General features: G+C 68.7%; 17 protein-coding genes. 12 read left to right on the top strand and 5 right to left on the bottom strand.

Annotated features, from left to right (window positions below):
• Nucleotides 1–328: 328 nt before the first annotated feature.
• Nucleotides 329–949: a TetR/AcrR family transcriptional regulator gene (locus OG199_RS37560; RefSeq protein ID WP_401801947.1), complete on the bottom strand. Its 621-nt coding sequence runs from the start codon at nt 947–949 to the stop codon at nt 329–331.
• 83 nt (nt 950–1,032) lie between these two features.
• On the opposite strand from OG199_RS37560, the gene OG199_RS37555 reads away from it, so the two are divergent.
• Together OG199_RS37555 and OG199_RS37550 are read left to right on the top strand one after the other, a co-directional pair.
• Nucleotides 1,033–1,977, top strand: a complete 945-nt coding sequence (locus OG199_RS37555) for an aldo/keto reductase (RefSeq protein WP_401801946.1) — start codon at nt 1,033–1,035, stop codon at nt 1,975–1,977.
• Nucleotides 1,978–3,309: 1,332 nt separating this feature from the next.
• On the top strand, nt 3,310–4,758 hold the full coding sequence (locus tag OG199_RS37550; protein WP_401801944.1) for a BTAD domain-containing putative transcriptional regulator: 1,449 nt from the start codon (nt 3,310–3,312) through the stop codon (nt 4,756–4,758).
• Between the two features lie 194 nt (nt 4,759–4,952).
• Here OG199_RS37550 and OG199_RS37545 read toward each other — a convergent pair whose 3' ends face one another.
• From OG199_RS37545 to OG199_RS37530, 4 genes are read right to left on the bottom strand one after another with little or no spacing between them, the layout of a single operon-like run.
• On the bottom strand, nt 4,953–6,053 hold the full coding sequence (locus OG199_RS37545; RefSeq protein WP_405833281.1) for an SIS domain-containing protein: 1,101 nt from the start codon (nt 6,051–6,053) through the stop codon (nt 4,953–4,955).
• Nucleotides 6,054–6,102: 49 nt separating this feature from the next.
• A complete protein-coding gene (locus tag OG199_RS37540; protein WP_405833279.1) occupies nt 6,103–6,912 on the bottom strand; it encodes a BtpA/SgcQ family protein in 810 nt (269 codons plus the stop codon).
• A gap of 18 nt (nt 6,913–6,930) precedes the next feature.
• Nucleotides 6,931–8,499 (bottom strand): pyridoxal phosphate-dependent aminotransferase, encoded by a 1,569-nt coding sequence (locus tag OG199_RS37535; RefSeq protein WP_356800937.1) that lies wholly within the window; start codon nt 8,497–8,499, stop codon nt 6,931–6,933.
• A 23-nt stretch (nt 8,500–8,522) separates the two neighbouring features.
• On the bottom strand, nt 8,523–9,377 hold the full coding sequence (locus OG199_RS37530; protein WP_405833278.1) for a TauD/TfdA family dioxygenase: 855 nt from the start codon (nt 9,375–9,377) through the stop codon (nt 8,523–8,525).
• Between the two features lie 392 nt (nt 9,378–9,769).
• Between OG199_RS37530 and OG199_RS37525 the strand changes: the two genes are divergently transcribed.
• The 10 genes from OG199_RS37525 to OG199_RS37480 all read left to right on the top strand — a co-directional run bounded on the left by OG199_RS37525 (nt 9,770) and on the right by OG199_RS37480 (nt 19,287).
• Nucleotides 9,770–10,450, top strand: coding sequence for a cupin domain-containing protein (locus tag OG199_RS37525; protein WP_405833277.1), 681 nt, complete (start codon nt 9,770–9,772; stop codon nt 10,448–10,450).
• A gap of 3 nt (nt 10,451–10,453) precedes the next feature.
• Nucleotides 10,454–12,091 (top strand): class I adenylate-forming enzyme family protein, encoded by a 1,638-nt coding sequence (locus OG199_RS37520; RefSeq protein ID WP_405833276.1) that lies wholly within the window; start codon nt 10,454–10,456, stop codon nt 12,089–12,091.
• Nucleotides 12,092–12,185: 94 nt separating this feature from the next.
• Entirely contained in the window at nt 12,186–13,556 is a 1,371-nt protein-coding gene (locus OG199_RS37515) for an aldehyde dehydrogenase family protein (RefSeq protein ID WP_405833275.1), read from the top strand.
• Complete coding sequence (locus OG199_RS37510; RefSeq protein ID WP_356800942.1) at nt 13,553–14,104, top strand: hypothetical protein; 552 nt, start codon at nt 13,553–13,555, stop codon at nt 14,102–14,104. Before OG199_RS37515 ends, OG199_RS37510 begins: the two co-directional genes overlap by 4 nt.
• A complete protein-coding gene (locus OG199_RS37505) occupies nt 14,101–15,099 on the top strand; it encodes an aldose epimerase family protein (RefSeq protein WP_356800943.1) in 999 nt (332 codons plus the stop codon). Before OG199_RS37510 ends, OG199_RS37505 begins: the two co-directional genes overlap by 4 nt.
• An 11-nt stretch (nt 15,100–15,110) precedes the next feature.
• Complete coding sequence (locus OG199_RS37500; RefSeq protein WP_356800944.1) at nt 15,111–15,383, top strand: phosphopantetheine-binding protein; 273 nt, start codon at nt 15,111–15,113, stop codon at nt 15,381–15,383.
• Nucleotides 15,367–16,368, top strand: a complete 1,002-nt coding sequence (locus tag OG199_RS37495) for an LLM class flavin-dependent oxidoreductase (protein WP_405833273.1) — start codon at nt 15,367–15,369, stop codon at nt 16,366–16,368. Before OG199_RS37500 ends, OG199_RS37495 begins: the two co-directional genes overlap by 17 nt.
• A 146-nt stretch (nt 16,369–16,514) precedes the next feature.
• Entirely contained in the window at nt 16,515–16,844 is a 330-nt protein-coding gene (locus OG199_RS37490; RefSeq protein WP_401801928.1) for a putative quinol monooxygenase, read from the top strand.
• A gap of 74 nt (nt 16,845–16,918) precedes the next feature.
• Nucleotides 16,919–18,373: a pyridoxal phosphate-dependent decarboxylase family protein gene (locus tag OG199_RS37485; RefSeq protein ID WP_405833272.1), complete on the top strand. Its 1,455-nt coding sequence runs from the start codon at nt 16,919–16,921 to the stop codon at nt 18,371–18,373.
• Nucleotides 18,370–19,287 carry a phytanoyl-CoA dioxygenase family protein gene (locus tag OG199_RS37480; RefSeq protein WP_356800948.1) on the top strand — a complete coding sequence of 306 codons (918 nt, stop codon included), beginning with the start codon at nt 18,370–18,372 and terminating at the stop codon, nt 19,285–19,287. The genes OG199_RS37485 and OG199_RS37480 overlap by 4 nt, the downstream gene beginning before the upstream one ends.
• The last annotated feature ends 63 nt before the right edge of the window (nt 19,288–19,350 follow it).

The raw sequence follows: 19,350 nt of genomic DNA, 5'->3' as shown, positions 1-19,350 counted from the left end.
CAAACCCTGTCAGTCGAGAGGCTCGGTTTTCCATCGAATACCCCTCACCTCACGAGGCGCCGGACGGGCACGATCGACCCACCGAGCCGCATACGAGCTCTCCATCCAACTCGTCTTCCAGTCAGGCTACTTGGGCGTCGTCGGGCCGCAGCGTCCGGGTGATCCCGGGAGTACCGGTAGCGCCTCGGCTGCTCGGCGACCTGGTGACCGTCGAACGGTGAGCGTCCACCTCCCGCGTCGTCCGCGGACGACGTCGCAGCGGAGGCTTCGGTCCGAGCGGGCACGGGCGCCTGGGTCGGCTCCCTGCTTCACGTGCCGTCGACGGACGTCACCGGCGCTTCGGCTCGAGGGCCGGGCGCAGCGCGTCGACGATCAGGTCGAGGAGTTGTTCGGCCCTGTCCTGCGCGTCGATCGCCGCGGTCGAGAGGAACACGCCGAGGAGCATCATCGTGACGTCCTCCGGATCGACGTCCGAGCGCAGCGAACCGGCCTCCGCCCCGCTCCGCAGCATCATGGTGATGACGGCCGTGATGCGTTCCCGCGTCGCGGGCGTGGCGATGCTGCCCGACGCCCAGCCCGCGCGCAGCGTGTCGGACATGCCCCGCTTGATCTTGAAGAACGCCGCGTACCGAGTCATCCAGGCACGCAGTGCGGCTGCGGGTTCAAGCTCGCCCAGAAGCACCGTCGCACTGGACACCACCTCGTCGAGCTCCGCGGCGTAGACGGCCTCCACGAGTGCCTCACGCGTGGGGAAGTGCCGGTAGAGCGTGCCGATCCCGACGCCGGCCGTGCGGGCGATCGCGTCCAGCGGCACGGTTTCCGTCGTCGCCGCGAAGGCGTCCCGGGCGGTGGCGAGGAGTCTGTCGCGGTTTCGGCGTGCGTCGGCGCGTGCCGGGCGGTCCGGGGCGGCCGCACTGCGGTCGGTGGGCGTGGGCTCACTCTCAGACAAAACGGAGGACCTCCGGTTAGTGCTACGGTGGACGAAACGGAGTTACTCCGCTTCTTCCATGGTCCCACCGAAGGAGAACGCAGATGGCCGTCCCCGCCCGAATTCCTGAGGTCACCGCATCCGGCGCGCCGCGCGCCGGTGGCACCGGACGGCTCGCGGGCCGCACCGTGTCGCGGATCGGCTTCGGCGCGATGCAGCTGGAGCGTCTGCGGACCGACCGCGGGGCAGCGGTCGCGATGGTGCGACGTTGCGTCGAGCTGGGAGTCGACCACATCGACACCGCCCAGTTCTACGGCCACGGCTTCGCCAACGAAGCGATCCGCGAAGCCGTCCGCCCCGAGGACGACGTCATGGTGGTCAGCAAAGTGGGCGCCGAGCCCGACTCCGAGGGTCCGCTCCCTCTCCGCCTCGCACAGCGCCCCGAACAGTTGCGCGCCAGCGTCGAGGACAACCTGACGACCCTTGGAATGGACCAGATCCCGCTGGTCAACCTCCGCCGTACGGACACCGGCCCCGGCCTGCGCGCCACGGGGGATCAGCTGGTCGCCCTCGACGACCAGCTCGAGGTGATGACCGCCCTGCGCGACGAGGGCAAGATCGGTGCGATCGGCCTCAGCAGTGTCTCCCTCGACGTTCTGCGCAGCGCCCTGCCCGCGGGCATCGCGTGTGTGCAGAACGCGTACAACCTCCTGGCCCGCGACGACGAGGACATGCTCCGACTGTGCCTGGACGAGGGCATCGCCTGGGTTCCCTACTTCCCCCTCGGCAGCGCCTTCGACCGGATGCCGAAGGTGACCGACGAACCGGCCGTCATCGCCGCCGCGCGTGAGTCGAACGCCTCACCCGCACAGGTCGGACTGGCCTGGCTGCTGCACCATGCCCCGAACGTGTTGCTGATCCCCGGCACGGCCGACCCGGAACACCTGGAGGCGAACGTGAGGGCCGGAGCGGTCACGCTCGACGAGGCGACGCTCGCCACCCTGGACGCGGTCCGGGGCCGATCCGGAGACATCGCACTGAACCAGTGACCGACCCGTTCCGGATCGAGGCTCCCGCCCCGCCGATGAACCCTCACTGACGCGCAGTGGGCACGGATCGAGCCGTTGCTGCCGGACGGACGTCGTGATGTGGCGGTCGGTGGCGGGGGGCGGGATCGGTCGGGGCGGGATCGGTCGGGGGCGGGATCGTCGGCAGGTGAGACGCGATCGCGTCCAAGTACCGCGCGGTGAAGCCGACTTGCGACCCGCCGTCGGAGTTCGGCGCACGGAAGGGCGTTCACTTCACACAAGATCCACCTCGCCGCCGACAGCCGCTGCCGGCCTACTGCCCCTCGCTGTCACCCCAGACGGGCCGGCGACGCACCCGCGCCCCCGCAGGAGGCCAACCCGCCGCCGATGCCGAACGGCGCGACGCGGGTGTGCGGTTCGGGCCTCAACAAGTCCCCTGGCGTGTTGGAGAGTTGCGGCCCGCACCCGCCGCCCTTCCGGCCGCGGCCGTCGCAAAGCTCCATCGCCGAGCTCGACTTCACCGATGGCGGCGAGCCGAGTGTGCCTCGATGAAGCGGGGTGCCGGGCCGGGACATGTGGTTCGCCCTGGCGACCGACAGGTGGGCGAGGGGGAGATGAGGTCCGCCCTTACCACATGATCGGCCAGTAGGAGAACAGGCCTGTTCGGCTTCGCCCGGCATTTTTGGAACGTTCCATTGTTTCCCCTACCACCTGTCTGCCGAGGTATCCAGCCTGCGGCTGTGGAGGCCAGAATTCCCGTTGTCCGGAGGCGGTGCCTCCGGGTGGTGTGACACACGAGCCCGAAGTGTCGCGTGTCCCGAGAAACGGTTCGATGCGCAGAGAGGCGGTCATGATGAAGCCGGTACGGCTCCAGCTCAGTGCCCGGGGGATTCCTGAGACACGGCACGACATCGCCACCGGACCGGCCGCCCGCCTCCCACTCCCCCACCGGAGGATTCGAAGACTCGGGTGCATCGAACTTCGATCGACGGGGAGTCATGTCGGGATCGGCGGCGGCGGACGTCGCAGTGCATGCGAAGCAGAGCCCGGACGATCCGGCGCTGTTGCTCGGCGGCGCACGGCACGAGGTCATCACGTACGCCCAACGGTTCGGGGCGGCGCGCTGGACGGAATCGGCGCACAGGACCCCGCGCGGCTCCGCCGTGGAGGCCCCGGCGGATCCGGTCCTCGGATCGCGGGCCGCCCGGCGTCCTCGACCCGGGCCACGGCCGGCCGCCGCCGCTCATGAGCGGCGGCTCACGCGAACACCCCGGCCAGACGACGGCGACGACGACCACGACGTTCACAGGAAGTGCAGGTGCTATGAAATTCGAGGTCCTGGGCGGACTGAATGTGACCCGTGCGGACGAACCAGTGCCGTTGGGTGGCTTCGTCAAGCGCGGTCTGTTGAGTCTGCTGCTCCTGCACTCCAACCGGGTCGTCCCGACGAGCCATCTGCTGAATGCCCTGTGGCCCTCGGGCACCCCCGCGACCGCGCGCAAGATGCTCCAGAACGCCGTATCCGACTTACGCCGCATCATGAACGAGGAACAGGCGCAGGCCGATGCGCCGATCCTGTTGACCCATCCGCCGGGCTACCTTCTGCGGGTCTCGGCCAAGGACGTCGACCTTTCGCGTTTCCAGCAACTCGCCGCGGCCGGCCGGGCGTCACTCGCCGAAGGTGACCACGAGTCGGCACGAAAAACACTGCGGGCCGCACTCGGCCTGCAGAGAGGACCGATTCTGTCGGAGCTGGCGGAGGAGGGCGTCGTATGGCCCGAGATCGAAGCTCTTGAGAACTTCGTTCTGAACGTCCGCGAGGACTGTTTCGAGACGGAACTGGCGCTGGGGCGCCACCGGGCGGTTCTCGAGGAGATGGAGAACCTGCATATGAGCCACCCGTCGCGCGAGAGGCTGTCGGGACAGCTCATGGTCGGCCTCTACCGATGTGGCCGGCAACTCGACGCGCTCGCGCTGTACCAGCGCATCCGGTCGCTGCTCGACGACGAGTTCGGCCTGGAACCCGGCCACGACCTGAAGGCCCTCCAGACCGCCATCATCACCCAGGATCCGGCACTCTCCCTGCCGCCCACCGTCCCCCCGGCCAGACAGGCCTCGTCCCGCGATGTGCTCCTGCACCCTTCCGTAGGCGGCACCCCCGCCGCTCCCCGGCAGCAGCGCCACGATGGAGTCATTCCGCTGCCCCTCCTCGCGGCAGATCGCAAGCCGGAGCTGATCAGCGTCGTCATGGTCAAGATCCAGGTCAGTTCCTGGGACGGTGATCCGACACCTGAGGAAACCGTCGAGATCGTCCACAACGCCTCGGTGGGCATTCACCGTGAATTCGAGAAGAACAACGGGACGATCCGCATGGGGATGGGAGAAATCTCCTTCAGCTTCTTCCGCGGTACCGACGTACCCAGGGACCACGCGAACCGTGCGATGCGTGCGGCGACAGCGATTCACCGGCATTTCGGCGCCGGGACCCTGTCGGGTGTGGCCGGCCACAGATACACCGTGAGTTCCAGGATCGCGGTGGCCACCGGAGAGGCAGTCCTGCAGTGTGGAACCGGCGGCGGGAACGACCTGGGGATGACAGTGATCGGCGGCGTGATGGACCGGTGCACGCAGCTTCTGCGCTTCACGTCCCCCGGCGAGATCCGGGTCTGCAAGGCGACACACCAGGCCACCCGGTCCGAGTACGCCGTGGCCCATGAGCCCGTCGGCGGCTGGAAGGTGCTTGCGCCGCTCTCGTCCCGCGGTGAGGCGCGCGTCAGCGACGGGCTCCACGAGGTGGGGTGAAGCGCAGGCACCATCTGCGACCGCTTCTGACGCCTGACATGCTCAAACAGCACGCGGACCGGCCCTGGGCGACCGGTCCGCGTGCCACTCCCTCGCCCCACATGCCGACACCTCCGCCGAGGTGTCGGCCGCCGGTCGAGCGGAAACCCGCTACCAGCACGGAGTTTTGACGGGCTGTTATTGATCGGGCCCGGTCAGGTTCGAGCGGGCTCGTCGACGGCCGGGCCGGTGCGGAACGGCGTGCGCCCCAGGCGCTGCGCCGTACGGCAGGCGAGCAGCCCGGCGAAGACGTGGTAGAGCAGGGGTGAGAACTCCTCCCTGGAGCGCACCGCGACGGGCAGCACGGCACCGGCGTGGCGGGCCACCTCCACATCGTCCCGGTGGGTCACCGCGACGACCCGCCTGCCGAGTTCCTCGGCCTTGGCCGCGATCTCGACCGCCCGCCAGTAGGAACGGCCCGGCGGCGCGATGACGAACACGGGCATGTCGTGCGGAGCGGCGAACCGTTCCACGTGGTGCCACTCCTCCAGGTCCTGGCCGCGGGCGAAGACGCCTGACCCTTCGATGAGTTTGGCGGCGGAGAACAACGCGGTGCCGAACCCGGGCCCACTGCCCGCCATGACCGCCACGGGGGCATCACTGACCAGGGCCGCGACTTCCCGGCACCGGTCCCCCGACAGGTCGACGGTGGCAGCCAGGCCCTCGTGCAACGAGGTCAGTTCCCGCTCCAAGTCCCGTGTCTCGTCGGCGGAGTGACGGCCCCGGGCCTGCCCAAGTCGTATCGCCAGGAGCAGCAGACCCAGCAGGCTGGCCTGATACGTACGGATCCCGGGTGATCGCTCGGGCCGTGCCAGAGGCAGCGAGAGCGTGTGTTCGGCCGTCTGTGTCAACGGGCTGCCAGGTACACCGGTCAGCGCGAGGGTCAGCGCGCCATGCCGACGGGCCCGGGCGACCGCCTGAACGACCCGCGGTGTGGAACCCGACGACGAGATCCCGACGACCAGGGGCCTCCCGGGGCCGAGCAGATGCGACCACGGCGCCTCGTACTCCAGGAATCCCAGTGCCGCCGTGGCGACACAACTGGTCTGCGCGAGCGACCGGAACGCCAGCTCGACCGCGTGACCGGCGTAGTACGAGTCGCCGTCACCGACGAGGTGGACGGATCCCACCGATGCCCAGTCCGCGGAGGCGAACAAGGCATCCCTTTCCCGGCTCACCGGGCCGACCAGTTCCCTCAGATCGGCGGCGAGGCTCTCGACCTGCCGCACCATCACCTCGGGTTCAAGCGTCTCCACGAGTATGTCCCCCTCCCCTGTTCTCCGACGCCGCCACGGTCATGGTGTTTCACCGCTCCAAGCCTCGGACGATCTCCATGTAGGCCTTCACCCGGTCGACGTCGATGGGGCCTCCCCAGCCGTCGAGTTCCAGACAGGTGCCCACGAACGCTCCGTCCGCGACCGCCAGCAGCCGTGCCGCGTTGTCGTGCTTGGTGTTGCCGGCGAGCAGGACGGGCAGGGCCGGAGCGGACCGGCGTGCGGAAGCGACCATGTCGAGCATCTGCTGCTCGTCGGCGTGGGAGACGCAGATCGCGTCGGCGCCTGCCTGCTGTGCGTCCTTGGCCACCCGGCCGGTGGGCCTGCCGCCGCCCAGCCAGCTGAAGTGCATGGAGTCGGCGTCCGCGATGATCCTCACATCCTGTGCGTTGATCTTCTGGCGGTACTCCATGACCTCCAGCGGGTTGGCCTGCACGAGGCCCTGCGCGGTGAGCGTGGCCCCCACGAGGGTGCCGACACGTACGAAGCCGGCTTCGGCCACCTTGGCCACCGCCAGGGATGCCTTCACGGCGTTGCGCATCAGTTGGACGCCGACCTGGAAGCCGTTCCCGCCCGTGGCCTCGACAACCGCCCGCACGACAAGGGCCATGGCGGCGACGCGGGCCGGGTCGGCCTCGTCCTCGGTGCTGTAGACCCGGTCCACTGTCTGGATCAGGCAGCCGTCCGCGCCTCCGTCCCGCAGCGCGACCGCCGAGCGGACGGCGTCATCGAGAATCGTCCCGAGGCTGCCCTCGGAGTGGTACGGGGTGCCGGGCAGAGGCCTGAGGTGGACCATCCCCAGGATGGTCTTGCGGCCGTTGGCGTGGAAGAGCTCCGTCATGTGTGCTTCCTTCCTTGGTCATCCCACAGGCACCGACAGATACGAACCGATACGGGTGATCGCTTCGGACAACTGGTCCCAGGGGCGCGCGGTGGTGACGCGGACGGCTCCGCCGGACAGGCCGAACGTCAGGATGGTGGGGAACACCGAGACGCCCGTCTCGCGAAGGATGTCGCGGAAGCACAGGTAGGAGTCCGTCCAACCGGTGAACTCGACGGTCGTGTTGATGGAGCAGCGCGGCACGATCACCGCCCCCGAGGCCTCACGGAGCCGGGTGGTGGTTGCCTCGCGCAGGGTGGTCAGGGACTCCTGCCTGAACAGCCGTTCGCTGCGGTACGTCTGGTAGGCGGCCTGCAACTGGTCCAGATCCACCTGGTAGGCCTTTTCGAACTCGGCGGCCTGGCCTGCTCCTGGAGTGCCCACCCCTTCGAGCAGCCAGCGTTCCATCCGGGCCACGACCTCGACCAGGGTGTAGAAGAAGGACGGCGGCCCGCCGAAGGCCGTTGACGCGTACTCGTAGTACTCGGCGACGAAGTCCTGGTCCGCGAGGAACCAGCCGATCTTCAGCCCGGGTGCGGACCAGGTCTTGGACAGACTCGACACGCGGATGACGTTCGGTGCGGCCCGCGCGGCCGATCGCGACTCCGGCGGGCCGAGCCACTCGTGACATTCGTCCAGAATGATCATTGTTGTGGGTGCCGCGGCGCGGATCAGCTGCGTGAGTTCCTGCTCCGAAACGACAGCGCCGGTCGGGTTCGCCGCGGTCTGGAGCATCACCATGGGGGTGTTGGGAGTCAGCGCCGCGATGAGCGGGCCCAGCGACATCTGGCCGTCCTGGCAGGGAAGCGGCACGAGCCGTACCCCTCGCCGCCGTGCGATGGACTCCACCAGCGGCGGGTAGTTGGGGGTTCCGCAGAGCACGGGCTCCCCGAGATCCGGGGCGTTGTGCAGGACGAAGTCCGCCAGCGAGCTGATGGCGAATGTTCCGCCCATCGTCATCGCGACATTGTCGACGGTGTACCGGGCCCCGGCGATGCGGGCGGTTTCGTATGCCGCTATCGCCTCGCGGGCGGGGACCCGCCCTCGCGAGTCGGAGTACCCGTACCAGTCGCGGTCCAGGGCGAATTGGATGGCGCGTTTCAACGCGGAGGGCAGTCCCCAGCGTTCTTCGTCGACCGACCCGCTGGACAGGATGAGATGGCTGTCCGAGTGGAGGTCCCCGTACAGATCGTCGCGAAAGTACCAGTTGAACATCTCCTTGACGAAGCGCACCGTGGCACGGGAGGAGAGAACCTCGGCCGGGTCGACCACGCGGTGCGGCCGGGCGGTCCGCCACCCCTCCGCGAGCCAGGGCCGGTGGGAACGGTGCCCCAGCTCGTGCTCGATCCGCCCCAGCCACAGGTCCCGCAGCTCCAGGGGATCACGAGGGTCACGGGCCCGCGCGAACACCTCGAGCACCCGGTCGTCCACACCGGGATCGAACGTGCGACGACTGCCACCCGCTGTGTGTGAGAGGGCGGCGGCGTGGCGGGCCTCCTCGGGGACGACGCTGAGCCGGGGTCTGGGGACAGCGGCGAAAAGCTGCATGCCTTCTCCTTGGGACACGGGCGCTACTTGATCCGGAGGCGCTTGAGGTGCCGGCGCCGGGCGGGGACGGAGGATGTGCCGGCTCTCCTGCCGTGGAAGTAGAAGGTGTTGTCGATGGCCAGCAGCAGACCGCGCTCCCACCGCACACCGGTGTGGCCGCCCGGTGCGTACATGGCCGTCAGCAGGCCGCGCAGCACGGTGTTGACCGTGTCGGATGTGATGTCGGGGGTGGTGTCGGTCCCGCTGTACGTCCACTCCAACGGCTCCGCGAGAAAGTCCCGGAAGGAGAAGACCTGGCGTCCGTCGACGTCCCTGAGGATCGGGGGCCCCTGGGCATTGCGCCGGTACCTCGTGCGGGACAGGGTTTCCCGTTCACGGGGTGTGAGCCGGCTCCCGATCGCGTCCATGGGAGCCAGCACGGTCTGGGCCGCGCTCGTGACGTCCCCCGGTTCACAGCACATCAGCACGATGTAGCGAGGCTGCTCCGCCACCGGGCGGCCGCTGCCCTCCGTGTGCAGAGACAGGGGGTTGGCGGCGAACGGCTGCAGAGCGACGTTCTCGGTCCGCGACCGTTCGCCGACGAGATTGAGCACGACGTCCAGCGAGACCCTGGGAAGCACCGCGGGGTCGGTTTCCGGCAGCGGGGTGCCCAACACCTCTCCGAACGCGCGGAAGCGCTCGTCCGACAGCGGCCGGTCAAGCAGAGCCCCGGCCAGGCCGTCCTTCTCCAGCCGGCCGACGAAGTCGTCGAGCGCCCGGCCGGGGAAGTCCTCCGCGGAGACCTCGGGGACGGTCAGCAGCGGAGGTGCGAGCTCGGAGCCGAGCCGCTCCAGGAGGTCCGCCCTCGGAGCGATATGCGCATCTGTGGTCCCGCTCACAAATATTCCATGCATCATCTGCTGCGCTCCGAATTCCTTGACCGGTGAACGGCGCTCCGGCGCACGGCGATGGACCGGGCCACCACGCCCGTGGGGCTCGCAAAACGCCGTCGACTTATTCAAGGTATGCGGAGCGGTCGCCCAGACAATCCCCCTGCCTCATTCTCCGGTAACCGGCGGGTAATGAGTTGAGCAGCCGTGGGCGGCCAACGACCTGTCAGTGGAAGGAGGAATTCCCGGCCCCTTGCACCGGTGGCAGGCAATCGTCCTATCGTGGCAGCAGCAAGAAGCGCAAACCTTGCCTTCCCGAGGAGCAGGGGCTGTTGGCGGCCCCGCTTTCCCTTTGCCGACGAACCTGTATCAGAAATTCCGGCATGCTGGAAAGGGCTGACGTGAGCAATACAGTAGAAAAAACCCTAACAACGACGCTGCTACAGCGACTGGAAGCGGCACTCCAGGATCCGGATCCGGCGAGCCGGCAGCGCAAGGCCGAGCGGATCACCGCGGTCCTCGACAGCGAGACGGCCCGGAAACCGGACACCGGCACCACCCCGCTGCTGATCTGCGACTGGGCCGACGACCTGGGAGCCGAGGGAAAGGTGCAGAGCCTCGGCATCGAGTCGGTTCCGGGCCCGACGAAGGTGGCCAAGACCAGCGCCGCCACCGGACGTTCGCTGCTGTCCAACGGGCACCTCGGAGCGGACATCCTGCATGTTCCCGCTGGTGAGGGCTTTGCCCCGCACACCCACCCCGGGGACCACCTGCTGTTCGTCCTGGCGGGCGAGGGCACCATCTCGGTCAACGGCCAGATCGTGCCGACCGGTCCGGGGCGGGCGTACATGGTCGACGGTTCCGTCGTCCACGCGGTCGGCGCGATCACCGACCACACGATCCTTTCGATCGGTACACCGCACCGGGCTCTGGACAGCGAGGACCGGCAGTCGCTGACCGCCTACGCCGCCCTGCTCAACCCGTTCGGCTCCATCCACTGCCTGATCTGCGACGTCGCGGCCGACAGCGGCGAGGAACTGGAGTCCCTGGGCTGCACGCACTCCCCGCACCGGTTCGGCTGACCGATGACTGTCGTCACGGCACCCGAAGGCGTCGGGCGGGAGGACTTCGAGCGCGTCCACACCTACGGCGGCATCCCCTTCGGCCCCTCCGGGAAGGCCGGGGCCACCATGCCCGCCCGGCTCTCCGCGCGCGCCCGCACCCGGGGCGACGACCCGTTCCTCACCACCTTCACCGAGAAGGGAGAGGAACACACCCTCTCCTACCGCGAATTCGAGCAGCTCAGCCGTCAGGTGGGCGCGTGGCTCGACCAGAAGGTGGGTGTCGTCGCCGGCGACGTGGCAGGGCTGCTGCCGGCGAACGACGCCGTCTCGCTCGCGGCTCTCTTCGCCCTTCAGCGCTCCGGGTGCGCGGTGCTGTTGCTCAACCCCGGTGACCCGCCGGACCGCCTGCGACAGCAGACCGGCCGACTCTCGGCGAAGGCGGTCCTCCGGTCCCCTTCCGTTCCGGACGGCGTTCTCACGGAGGCTGTCGAACTGCCGGCGGCCCCGCGTCCGCATCCTGACGCGACAGCGGGACACCCGCCCGACGCCCCACTCGATCCATGGTCGGACGCTCTGTACTTCGGCACGTCGGGTTCGACCGCTGCCTCCAAGCTGGTCGCCCAGTCGCACTACAACGCGGCCGCGAACGCAGACGCCCTGGTCCGCCACCACACGTTGGTGCCCGGTGACCGGTTGCTGGGCTGCCTGCCGATCCACCATGTCAACGGACTGCACTTCACCGTCTTCGGAGCGCTGACGGCCGGGGCGCATCTGGTCCTTGCCCGTGAGTTCGATCCGTTCGGATATCCCGACCTCGTCGAACGGTTCAAGCCTCGTATAGCCAGTGTGGTCCCGAGCATCCTCGAAACGATCCTTGCCGTCCGGCAGCCGGTCCTGCCGTCCACCTTCGACTACTTCGTCACCGCGGCCGCACCGCTGACCACGGCGACCGCGCGAGCCGTGGCGCACCGGGTGGGAGCGCGCGTCCTGCAGGGCTACGGACTCACCGAGACGACCAACTTCTCCACGACGATGCCGGCGGACCTGCATGAGGACACCTACCGCCGGATGCTGCTGGACACCGACATCCCGTCGATCGGCACCGCCTTCCACGGCAACGACGTCGCCGTGCTGACCGACAGCGGGGATCGCGCCGCGCCCGGGGAGACCGGTGAGATCTGCATGCGCGGACTCAATGTCATGACGCGGTACGTCGACAACCCGGAGGCGACCTCGCAGGCATTCGCCGGCGGCTGGTTCCACTCCGGCGACCTCGGTCGTCACCACGTGGACGCGCAGAGCGGCCGGACCTTCTTCGTCATCACCGGCAGGCGGAAGAACATCGCCAAGGTGCGCGGAGAATCGGTCTCCCTCGAGGAGATGGACCGCGTCCTGCGGTCGGTTCCCCAGGTGGTGGACGCGGCGACGGTCGCCCTGCCGCACCGGTTCCTCGGCGAGGAGGTCGTGGCCGCCGTGGTGCTGGCGCCCGGCGCGTCGGACGTCGACCTCCGCCCGGCGCTCTCGGCCGTGTTCTCTCCCGCGGTGCACCCCAGCCGGGTGGCGAGACTCGAAGCGATCCCGAGGACACGCACCGGCAAGATCCTGCGGCCCGAGCTCACCCGGCAGCTGTCCCGCTCCGAACCCGAAAGAAACCCGTGACCGCCTTCGGACAGCCCCGGCGGTCGTGAGAAGCAGACGCGACAGCGGGGCCGGCGTACGTCGACACCCACCGCACTCCAGGACAGGAGTCCCCATGTCCTTGCAACAGGACACGACCCAACTCACCGACCCCCGCACCGGACTCGTACGACAGGAGATACCGGTCAGCGGCGCACGCACGGTGGTCGGCGCGGTGGCCCGCGCCCGGCAGGCACAACCGGCCTGGGCGGCACTGACCCCGGCACGGCGCTCCCGGCTGCTGCTGCGGCTCGCGGAAGCGATCGAGGACCACGCGGACGAGTTCGTGGCCGCCGAGCGGGCCGGTACCGGCAAACCCGAGGCAGAGGCCCGGGGCGAGGTCGAGCAGAGCGCCGATGTCCTGCGCTTCTTCGCGGGAGCCCTGCGGACCGGGACCAGCCCGGCCGCGGGCCACCTGCTCCCAGAACGCGAAAGCTGGGTCCGATGGGAACCGCTGGGCGTGGTCGCCGCCATCGTCCCCTGGAACTATCCGCTCCTGATGACCGCGTGGCGGGCCGCGCCGGCTCTCGCGGCCGGTAACACCGTGGTGGTCAAGCCGGCGGAGACCACACCCGACTCCGCCGTGACACTCGGCCGGTACTGCGACGAGATCCTCGGGCCGGGAGTCCTGACCGTGGTGCCCGGGGACCGGGAGACCGGGCGTCTGCTGGTGGGCACCCGCGTCGACGCGGTGGCGTTCACGGGAAGCACCGCGGGAGGCCTCGATGTGGTGCGGAGAGCGGGTCTGCGCCGGGTGAGCCTCGAACTGGGCGGCAACGGCCCCGCGGTGGTCCTCCCTGACGCGGGCGAGGACACCTATGGGGCACTCGTCCAGGCCTGCACCTACAATGCCGGCCAGAGCTGTGCCTCCCCCGCCCGGGTCATCACACTGCGCGAGAACTACACGGAGGTCGTCGAGGGCCTGGCGAAGGCGATGGCGGTCAAGTCCGCCGGAACGGACTTCGGACCGCTCAACAATCCGGACCAAGTGGCCCGTTACGACCGCATCCTGAAGAGCAGTGCCGCCGGAATCCGGCACGTCGCCGACATCGCCCCGCAGTCCGGCGAGACGCGGGGCTACTGGCGTCCCGGCCAGATCCTGGCGGACCTGCCGTCCCAGGACCCCGCCGTGCACGAGGAGATCTTCGGACCGGTGCTGACCGTCCAGGCAGCGGCCGGCTACGACGAAGCGGTCAGGATGGCCAACGGCGTCCCGCAGGCCCTGGGCGCCAGTGTCTGGAGCGACTCGATGGACACGGCCCTGGCCCTGGCCGGTTCGCTCGACGCGGGGGAAGTCTGGGTGAACTGCCACCTGGAGCAGACCCCCGAACTTCCGCACGGCGGGCGCCGAGGCTCAGGACACGGCACCGATCTGAGCGTGCTCGCGCTCTCCGACTACCAGCGGCCCAAGACCGTCACGGTCCGCCGCCTCGGGCCGGGGCGATGACCGGGAGCACGGCGGTGGACTGGACCTGGGAAACGGCCGGAGACCCGGACGAAGTGCACGCCCTGCTCTGCGCCTGCGACGGCTACCAGGCGCGGAAGTACGGGTCGGCGGCCCCCGTACGGGACACCGGAACGACCGCACGGCGCGTGCACGCGGGCGACGTCCACCTGCTGCGTCATGACGGCCAGGCCGCCGGAATGTTCACGCTGTCCTGGGATCCGCCGTTCGCCCTGGCCCCGGACGACTTTCCACCGGCCGTCAGGCCGGCCTACCTGGGACGCCTCGCCGTCGCCCCGCGGTGGCTGGCCGACAGCACGCCCACCGGGGCGACCTGCGTGCGCCGCGCCCTGGAACTGGCGTCGGCCCGAGGAGCGGACGCCCTCCGTTCGGAGGCCAACCCGGACCTGGCCGACACCGTGAAACTGCTGGAAATACTCGGCTTCCGCCGCCACGGCGGCGTTCGCACGGACAGTGGGGGACGCCGATCCGTACGCCTCCAGAGGAGCTTCGCCCCCGGCCCCGTCGCCGGACCGGAGGGAAACGGATGAACATCCGCAAGGAGGCGGTGGGCAGCACGCGCGGACACTCCGGCCAGGGCCCGACCACGGTCGACTCCTACACGCTGGACACCGGCAACGGCCTCAGCGTGGTGATCTGGACCTACGGCGCCTCCACGGTCGAGGTCCTGACACCGGACCGGTCCGGCCGGGTGGACAACACCGTGGTCCGCCTCCCGGACCTGGACAGCTACCAGGACAGGCGACGCAACCCCTACGTCGGGGCGACGCTCGGACGCTACTGCCGGATGGTCGGGGACGGGAGGATCCGGCTGGACGGCGTCGAGCACCGGCTCGACCGGAACGAGGGCACGCACCACGTCCACGGTGGCAGCATCGGATTCGACCGCTACGTGTGGGAAGCCGACGCCGAGCACCGGGACGACGAACTCGTCCTCCGCCTCGGGCTGGTGACCCCTGACGGCGACCAGGGCTACCCGGGGACGCTGTCCGCCGAGGTCGTCTACCGAGTGGACCGCGACCGTCGGCTCACGTTCGAGTACCGGGCCACCTCGACGGCGCCCACCGTGGTCGGACTGACCAACCACGCCTTCTGGAATCTGGCCGGGTCGGGCACCGTCGACCACCACCGACTCGCCGTCAACGCCGACCGGGTCATGGTGTTCGACAGTGAGCTGCTGCCGCTCCCCCAGCCGCCCGCTCCCGTCGCCGGCACCGCACTCGACTACCGCGAACCGCGGCCGATCGCCGGTGCCCTGATCGACAACTGCTTCGTCCTGGACGACCCGGCCTGGGCCGCAGAACTGTACGACCCGGCCGGCGGGCGCGCCATGCGGGTGTTCACGGACCAGCCAGGCCTGGGCGTGTACTCGGCGGACAAGTTCACCGACCGCCCTCGCGGCGGCCTGTGCCTGGAGGCCGGCGCCCTCCCCGACCCGCCCGGCCGGGACGTCTCCCCCTTCTCCCGGCTCGATCCGGGTGAGGTCTACCGCCACCGGACAACGCACGAGTTCCTGATCCGCTGAGGAGGCCAGGTATGGACCCGACTCTCGCTACCGTGACGCAGGTCGTCCGGGGTGTACTGCCCGAAGACCAGGCCGCGGCGCTGTCAAGTCCCGACAGCCGGCTCCACTCGCTCCGGCTCGGGTCGCTGGAACTGGTGAGCCTGCTGGTCGCACTCGAGGAGACCTTCTCCGTGCTGCTGCCCGCGGACGTGATGCACCGCAGCACCTTCGAAAGCGTTCGTACCATCACCGAAGCGCTCCAGGCGGCGCTCCGCAAGGAGGGCCCCGATGCCGGTTCACGGTGAAGCCGTCCGGTTCGGTGTCCACTCGGGCCAGCAGAACCAGACGTTCGAGGAATCCCTGGTGCTGTGGCAGCGCGCCGAGGCGCTGGGCTACCAGTGGGCGTCCGTCTTCGACCACTTCAGGCCGCCGCTCGGCGGCCCCGGCGGACCCTGCTTCGACGGGATGACACTGCTGGCCGCGCTGGCGGCGCGGACCAGCCGGATCCGGTGCGCCCTCCTGGTCTCCGCCCCTACCTGGCGGCACCCCGCTGTCGCCGCCGTCATGGCCGCGACCATCGACCACATCTCCGGCGGGCGTCTGGAGTTCGGCCTGGGCGCGGCGGGCCCCGACCTCGGCTACACGCAGTACGGCATTCCCTTTCCTCCGGCCGGGGCGCGCATGGACCTGCTGGACGAGGCATGCCGGGTGACGCGGGCACTCTGGACGGAGGAGGTCTCCGACTTCTCCGGGCAGTATGTCCAGTTGAACTCCGCCCATTTGGCGCCCAAGCCCCTCCAGTCGAGGGTTCCGCTGGTGATCGGCGGCGACGGCGAACGGCGGCTGTTGCGGATCGCGGCCGAGCACGCCGACATCTGGAACACGCTCGCCGGCACTGCCGAGTCCTACCGCCGCAAGTGCGAGGCGCTGGCGCGGCATTGCGCGGATGTCGGGCGAGTTCCGGAGGACATCCGCAGGTCCGTCACCTTCCGGGCGGTGCTGGCCGAGGACGAACGGGAGGCCAGGGCCCGCAAAGCCGAACTGCTGCGGCGTCTTCCCGCGGATTCCCCGTTGTTGGACGAGTACGTGACGTTCGGGACGCCCGAACAGTGTGTGGCCGACCTGCTCCGCTTCCGTGAACTGGGCGTCACGGACTTTGTGCTCGGGGTCCGGCCGCCGATCGATTGGCAGACGGTCGAACTGGTGGCCCGGCAGGTGATGCCCGCCGTGGCCTCCGCTCAGCCACCGGACCACGACGCCTTCGGAGTTGGAGCGGTTACCGCCCAATGAGCACGAGATGGATTCTGGCCATTCGCGTGCCTCAATGCCAAGCGTAATCTCGGGTACGGAGTACCTCGTAGTCGGCATCCCGGAAAATATCGGTTCTCCCCGGTGCGTGAACAGGCTGAGGAACCAGAGCAGGAGGCATTGGATCAATGGTCACCGTACTCGAGACCTGGCGGCTCACGGACGAATTCGCCGACCAGGCCCTGGAATTGATGCAGGAGATGGACGAACTGGTGGGACCGCCGGCCCACGTGGACCCCGGGTGGTGTGAGCACGGTCGTTTCTTCCAGCGTCAGAGCAAGCCGGGCGAGATCTGGATGATGTACACCTGGCGCAGCCGGGCCGAACACGAGGAATTCATCAGGAACGAGGAACTTCTCCTCGCTGATTTCTACGCCAAGTACTGTGCCGGACCTCGTGAGATCACGTACTTCACTGAGCTCCCGGTGGACGTCGATGCCGTCGACAGCAGCGCCTGAGAACGGGGGGGAAGAAGATGCCTGAGGAAGTAGGGGATTGGGATCCGGCTGTATTCGAGGAGCACGGCCGTGAAGTGATCTCCTTGATCCGCGAGCACTTCGAGACCATCCGGGACGTACCTGTGGCCGTCCCGCAGCATCCTCAGGAGCTGAAGGACGCGTTGCGGGCGGACCTGCCCGAGACGGGTGAACACTTCTCACGCATCCTGGCCGATACGCGCGAGAAGGTGATTCCCGGTCTCGTGCAGTGGAACCATCCGTCGTTCCACGGCTATTTTCCCACCTCCGCGAGCCTGCCCGGCGTCCTGGCTGAGACCGTGACGGCGGCACTGAACGTCAACTCCATGCTGTGGCAGACCAGTCCAGCCGCCTCCGCCCTCGAACAAGTGGTGCTGCGCTGGGTCGCACGCATGGCTGACTACCCGGAGGACGCGGACGGCCTCCTGGTCACCGGTGCCTCACTGGCCAATCTCTACGCCTTGACGGCGGCGCGGGACCAGGCCCTCGACTTCGACGTCAGGGAACAGGGCATCGCCGGCCCCGACGTGCCGACGCTGCGCATCTATACATCGGACCAGGCCCACAGCTCGATCGAGAAGGCCGCGATCACCCTGGGGACGGGACTCGCCAATGTCATCCGGGTGCCCTCCGACGAGCTGTACCGCATGCGGCCGGATCTGCTGGACGAAGCGATCCGGCGCGACCTGGCCGCGGGCTTCAGGCCGTTGGCCGTGGTCGCGACAGTGGGGACCACGGCCGTGGGCGCGGCGGACCCCCTCGGCCCCATCGCGGACGTCTGCGCCAGGCACGGCGTCTGGCTGCATGTCGACGCCGCGTACGGCGGCCTCTATCGCATCGCGCCGTCGCTGGCCGGCGCCCTCGAGAGCCCTGCGGTCGGGGACTCACTGGTGGTCAACCCACAGAAGTCCCTGTTCGTGCCGCTGGACGCGACCGCGCTCTACTGCCGTCGCCGGGGCGCGCTGGCGAACACCTTCCGGCTTGTCCCCGAATACCTGAGGTCCACGCACGAAGGCGACACCTACGACTTCATGGATCTGTCACCTCAGCTCGGCCGTGGATTCCGGGCCCTGAAGCTGTGGTGGGTGATCAGGTCATTCGGACGTTCCGGGCTGGCCTCTCGGCTCGACCACTCTCTCGAAAACGCGGACTGGCTGCGCAGGTCCGCATCGCGGCACCCCGACTGGAGCTGCCCGGTCTCGTCGGACTATCCCTTGGTGTGCCTGCGCTACGAACCCGAGGTGATGTGTTCGGACGACCGGCTCTCCAAGGTCAGGATTCAAGAGGCAGTTGATGAACTGAATGCCCGGATCCTCAGAGCGGTCAACGCTTCCGGCACCATCTTCCTGTCGCACGCCGTAATCCGTGACGGCTACGTGCTGCGGTTCTCGATCGGCAACATCCGTACGTCCCTCGGCGATGTGGAGCGGGCCTGGGACGAGCTCAACCGGATCGCCAAGAGGGAGCTGGCGGAGTTCCTGTCGGAAAAAACCTGGACGGAAACAGCATGAGGGCAACCACAAGAGAATTCACCCTGACCGAGGCCGAGATCGAACTCCTCCCCTCCGACAGTGATGTCGAGTTCTACGCAGAACACGGTTGGTACCTGTCGAAGAAACTCTTCAGCGACGAAGAGGTGGAGCAGCTGGAGACGGCGAGCGAAAGGTTCTACGCCGGCCACGTGGACCGGCCGCTCCCACACCGTCCCCCACGGCTGGCCTACTGGAAGCCGCAGGACGGGCCGGTTCAGCGGCACAACGACTACATCCACTACGAGAGTTCCGACATCGGCGCCATTCTGCGCAAGCCGCTCCTGGGAGCGGTGGCGGCACGGCTCTCCGGAGCGGCGGAGATCCGGGTGTTCCAGTCCACCCTCATCTACAAGCCGCCGCGCCCGGACGAGCCGAGCAATGTCGTCCCCTGGCACTTCGACGGCGACTACTGGGCCACGTCGGTGTCCGAGCGCATGCTCACCGCGTTCATCCCTTTTCACGACTGCGGCGAGGACATGGGAACCATCACCATGATCGACCGCAGCAGCAGGTGGCAGGAGGCGAACGAGGAGAGCGTCACGTCGATGCACTTCGCCGACCGTGACCGGAACGACCTCGAATCCATCCTGGAGAGGAACGCCAGGTTCAATGGGACCGAGGTGAAGAAGGTGCCCATGATCATCCCCAAGGGGCACGCAAGTTTTCACCACAGCCACACTTACCACGGTAGCGGAGAAAATCGTTCCACACTGCCGCGACGTGCCATTTCGCTGCATCTGCAGGACGGCGAGAACGCCTATCAGGAATTCCGCCTCCGCAACGGTGAGAAGGCCTCGTACAACCATGACTTCCTGGTCCGCCGGACACCGCAGGGAACACCTGATTACGCCGATCCGGAGTTCTGCCCGGTGATGTGGAGGGGCACTGCGTGAAGGTTCGCCGCGAGGCAGAGCACACGACCCGACCGAGCCTCCGGTGCACGCCCCGGATCATCG

The sequence above is a fragment of the Streptomyces sp. NBC_01176 genome (assembly GCF_045039825.1).
Lineage (GTDB): Bacteria > Actinomycetota > Actinomycetes > Streptomycetales > Streptomycetaceae > Streptomyces.
Note: the sequence above shows the minus strand (reverse complement) of the source record. Positions and strands in the feature narration are given on the sequence as shown.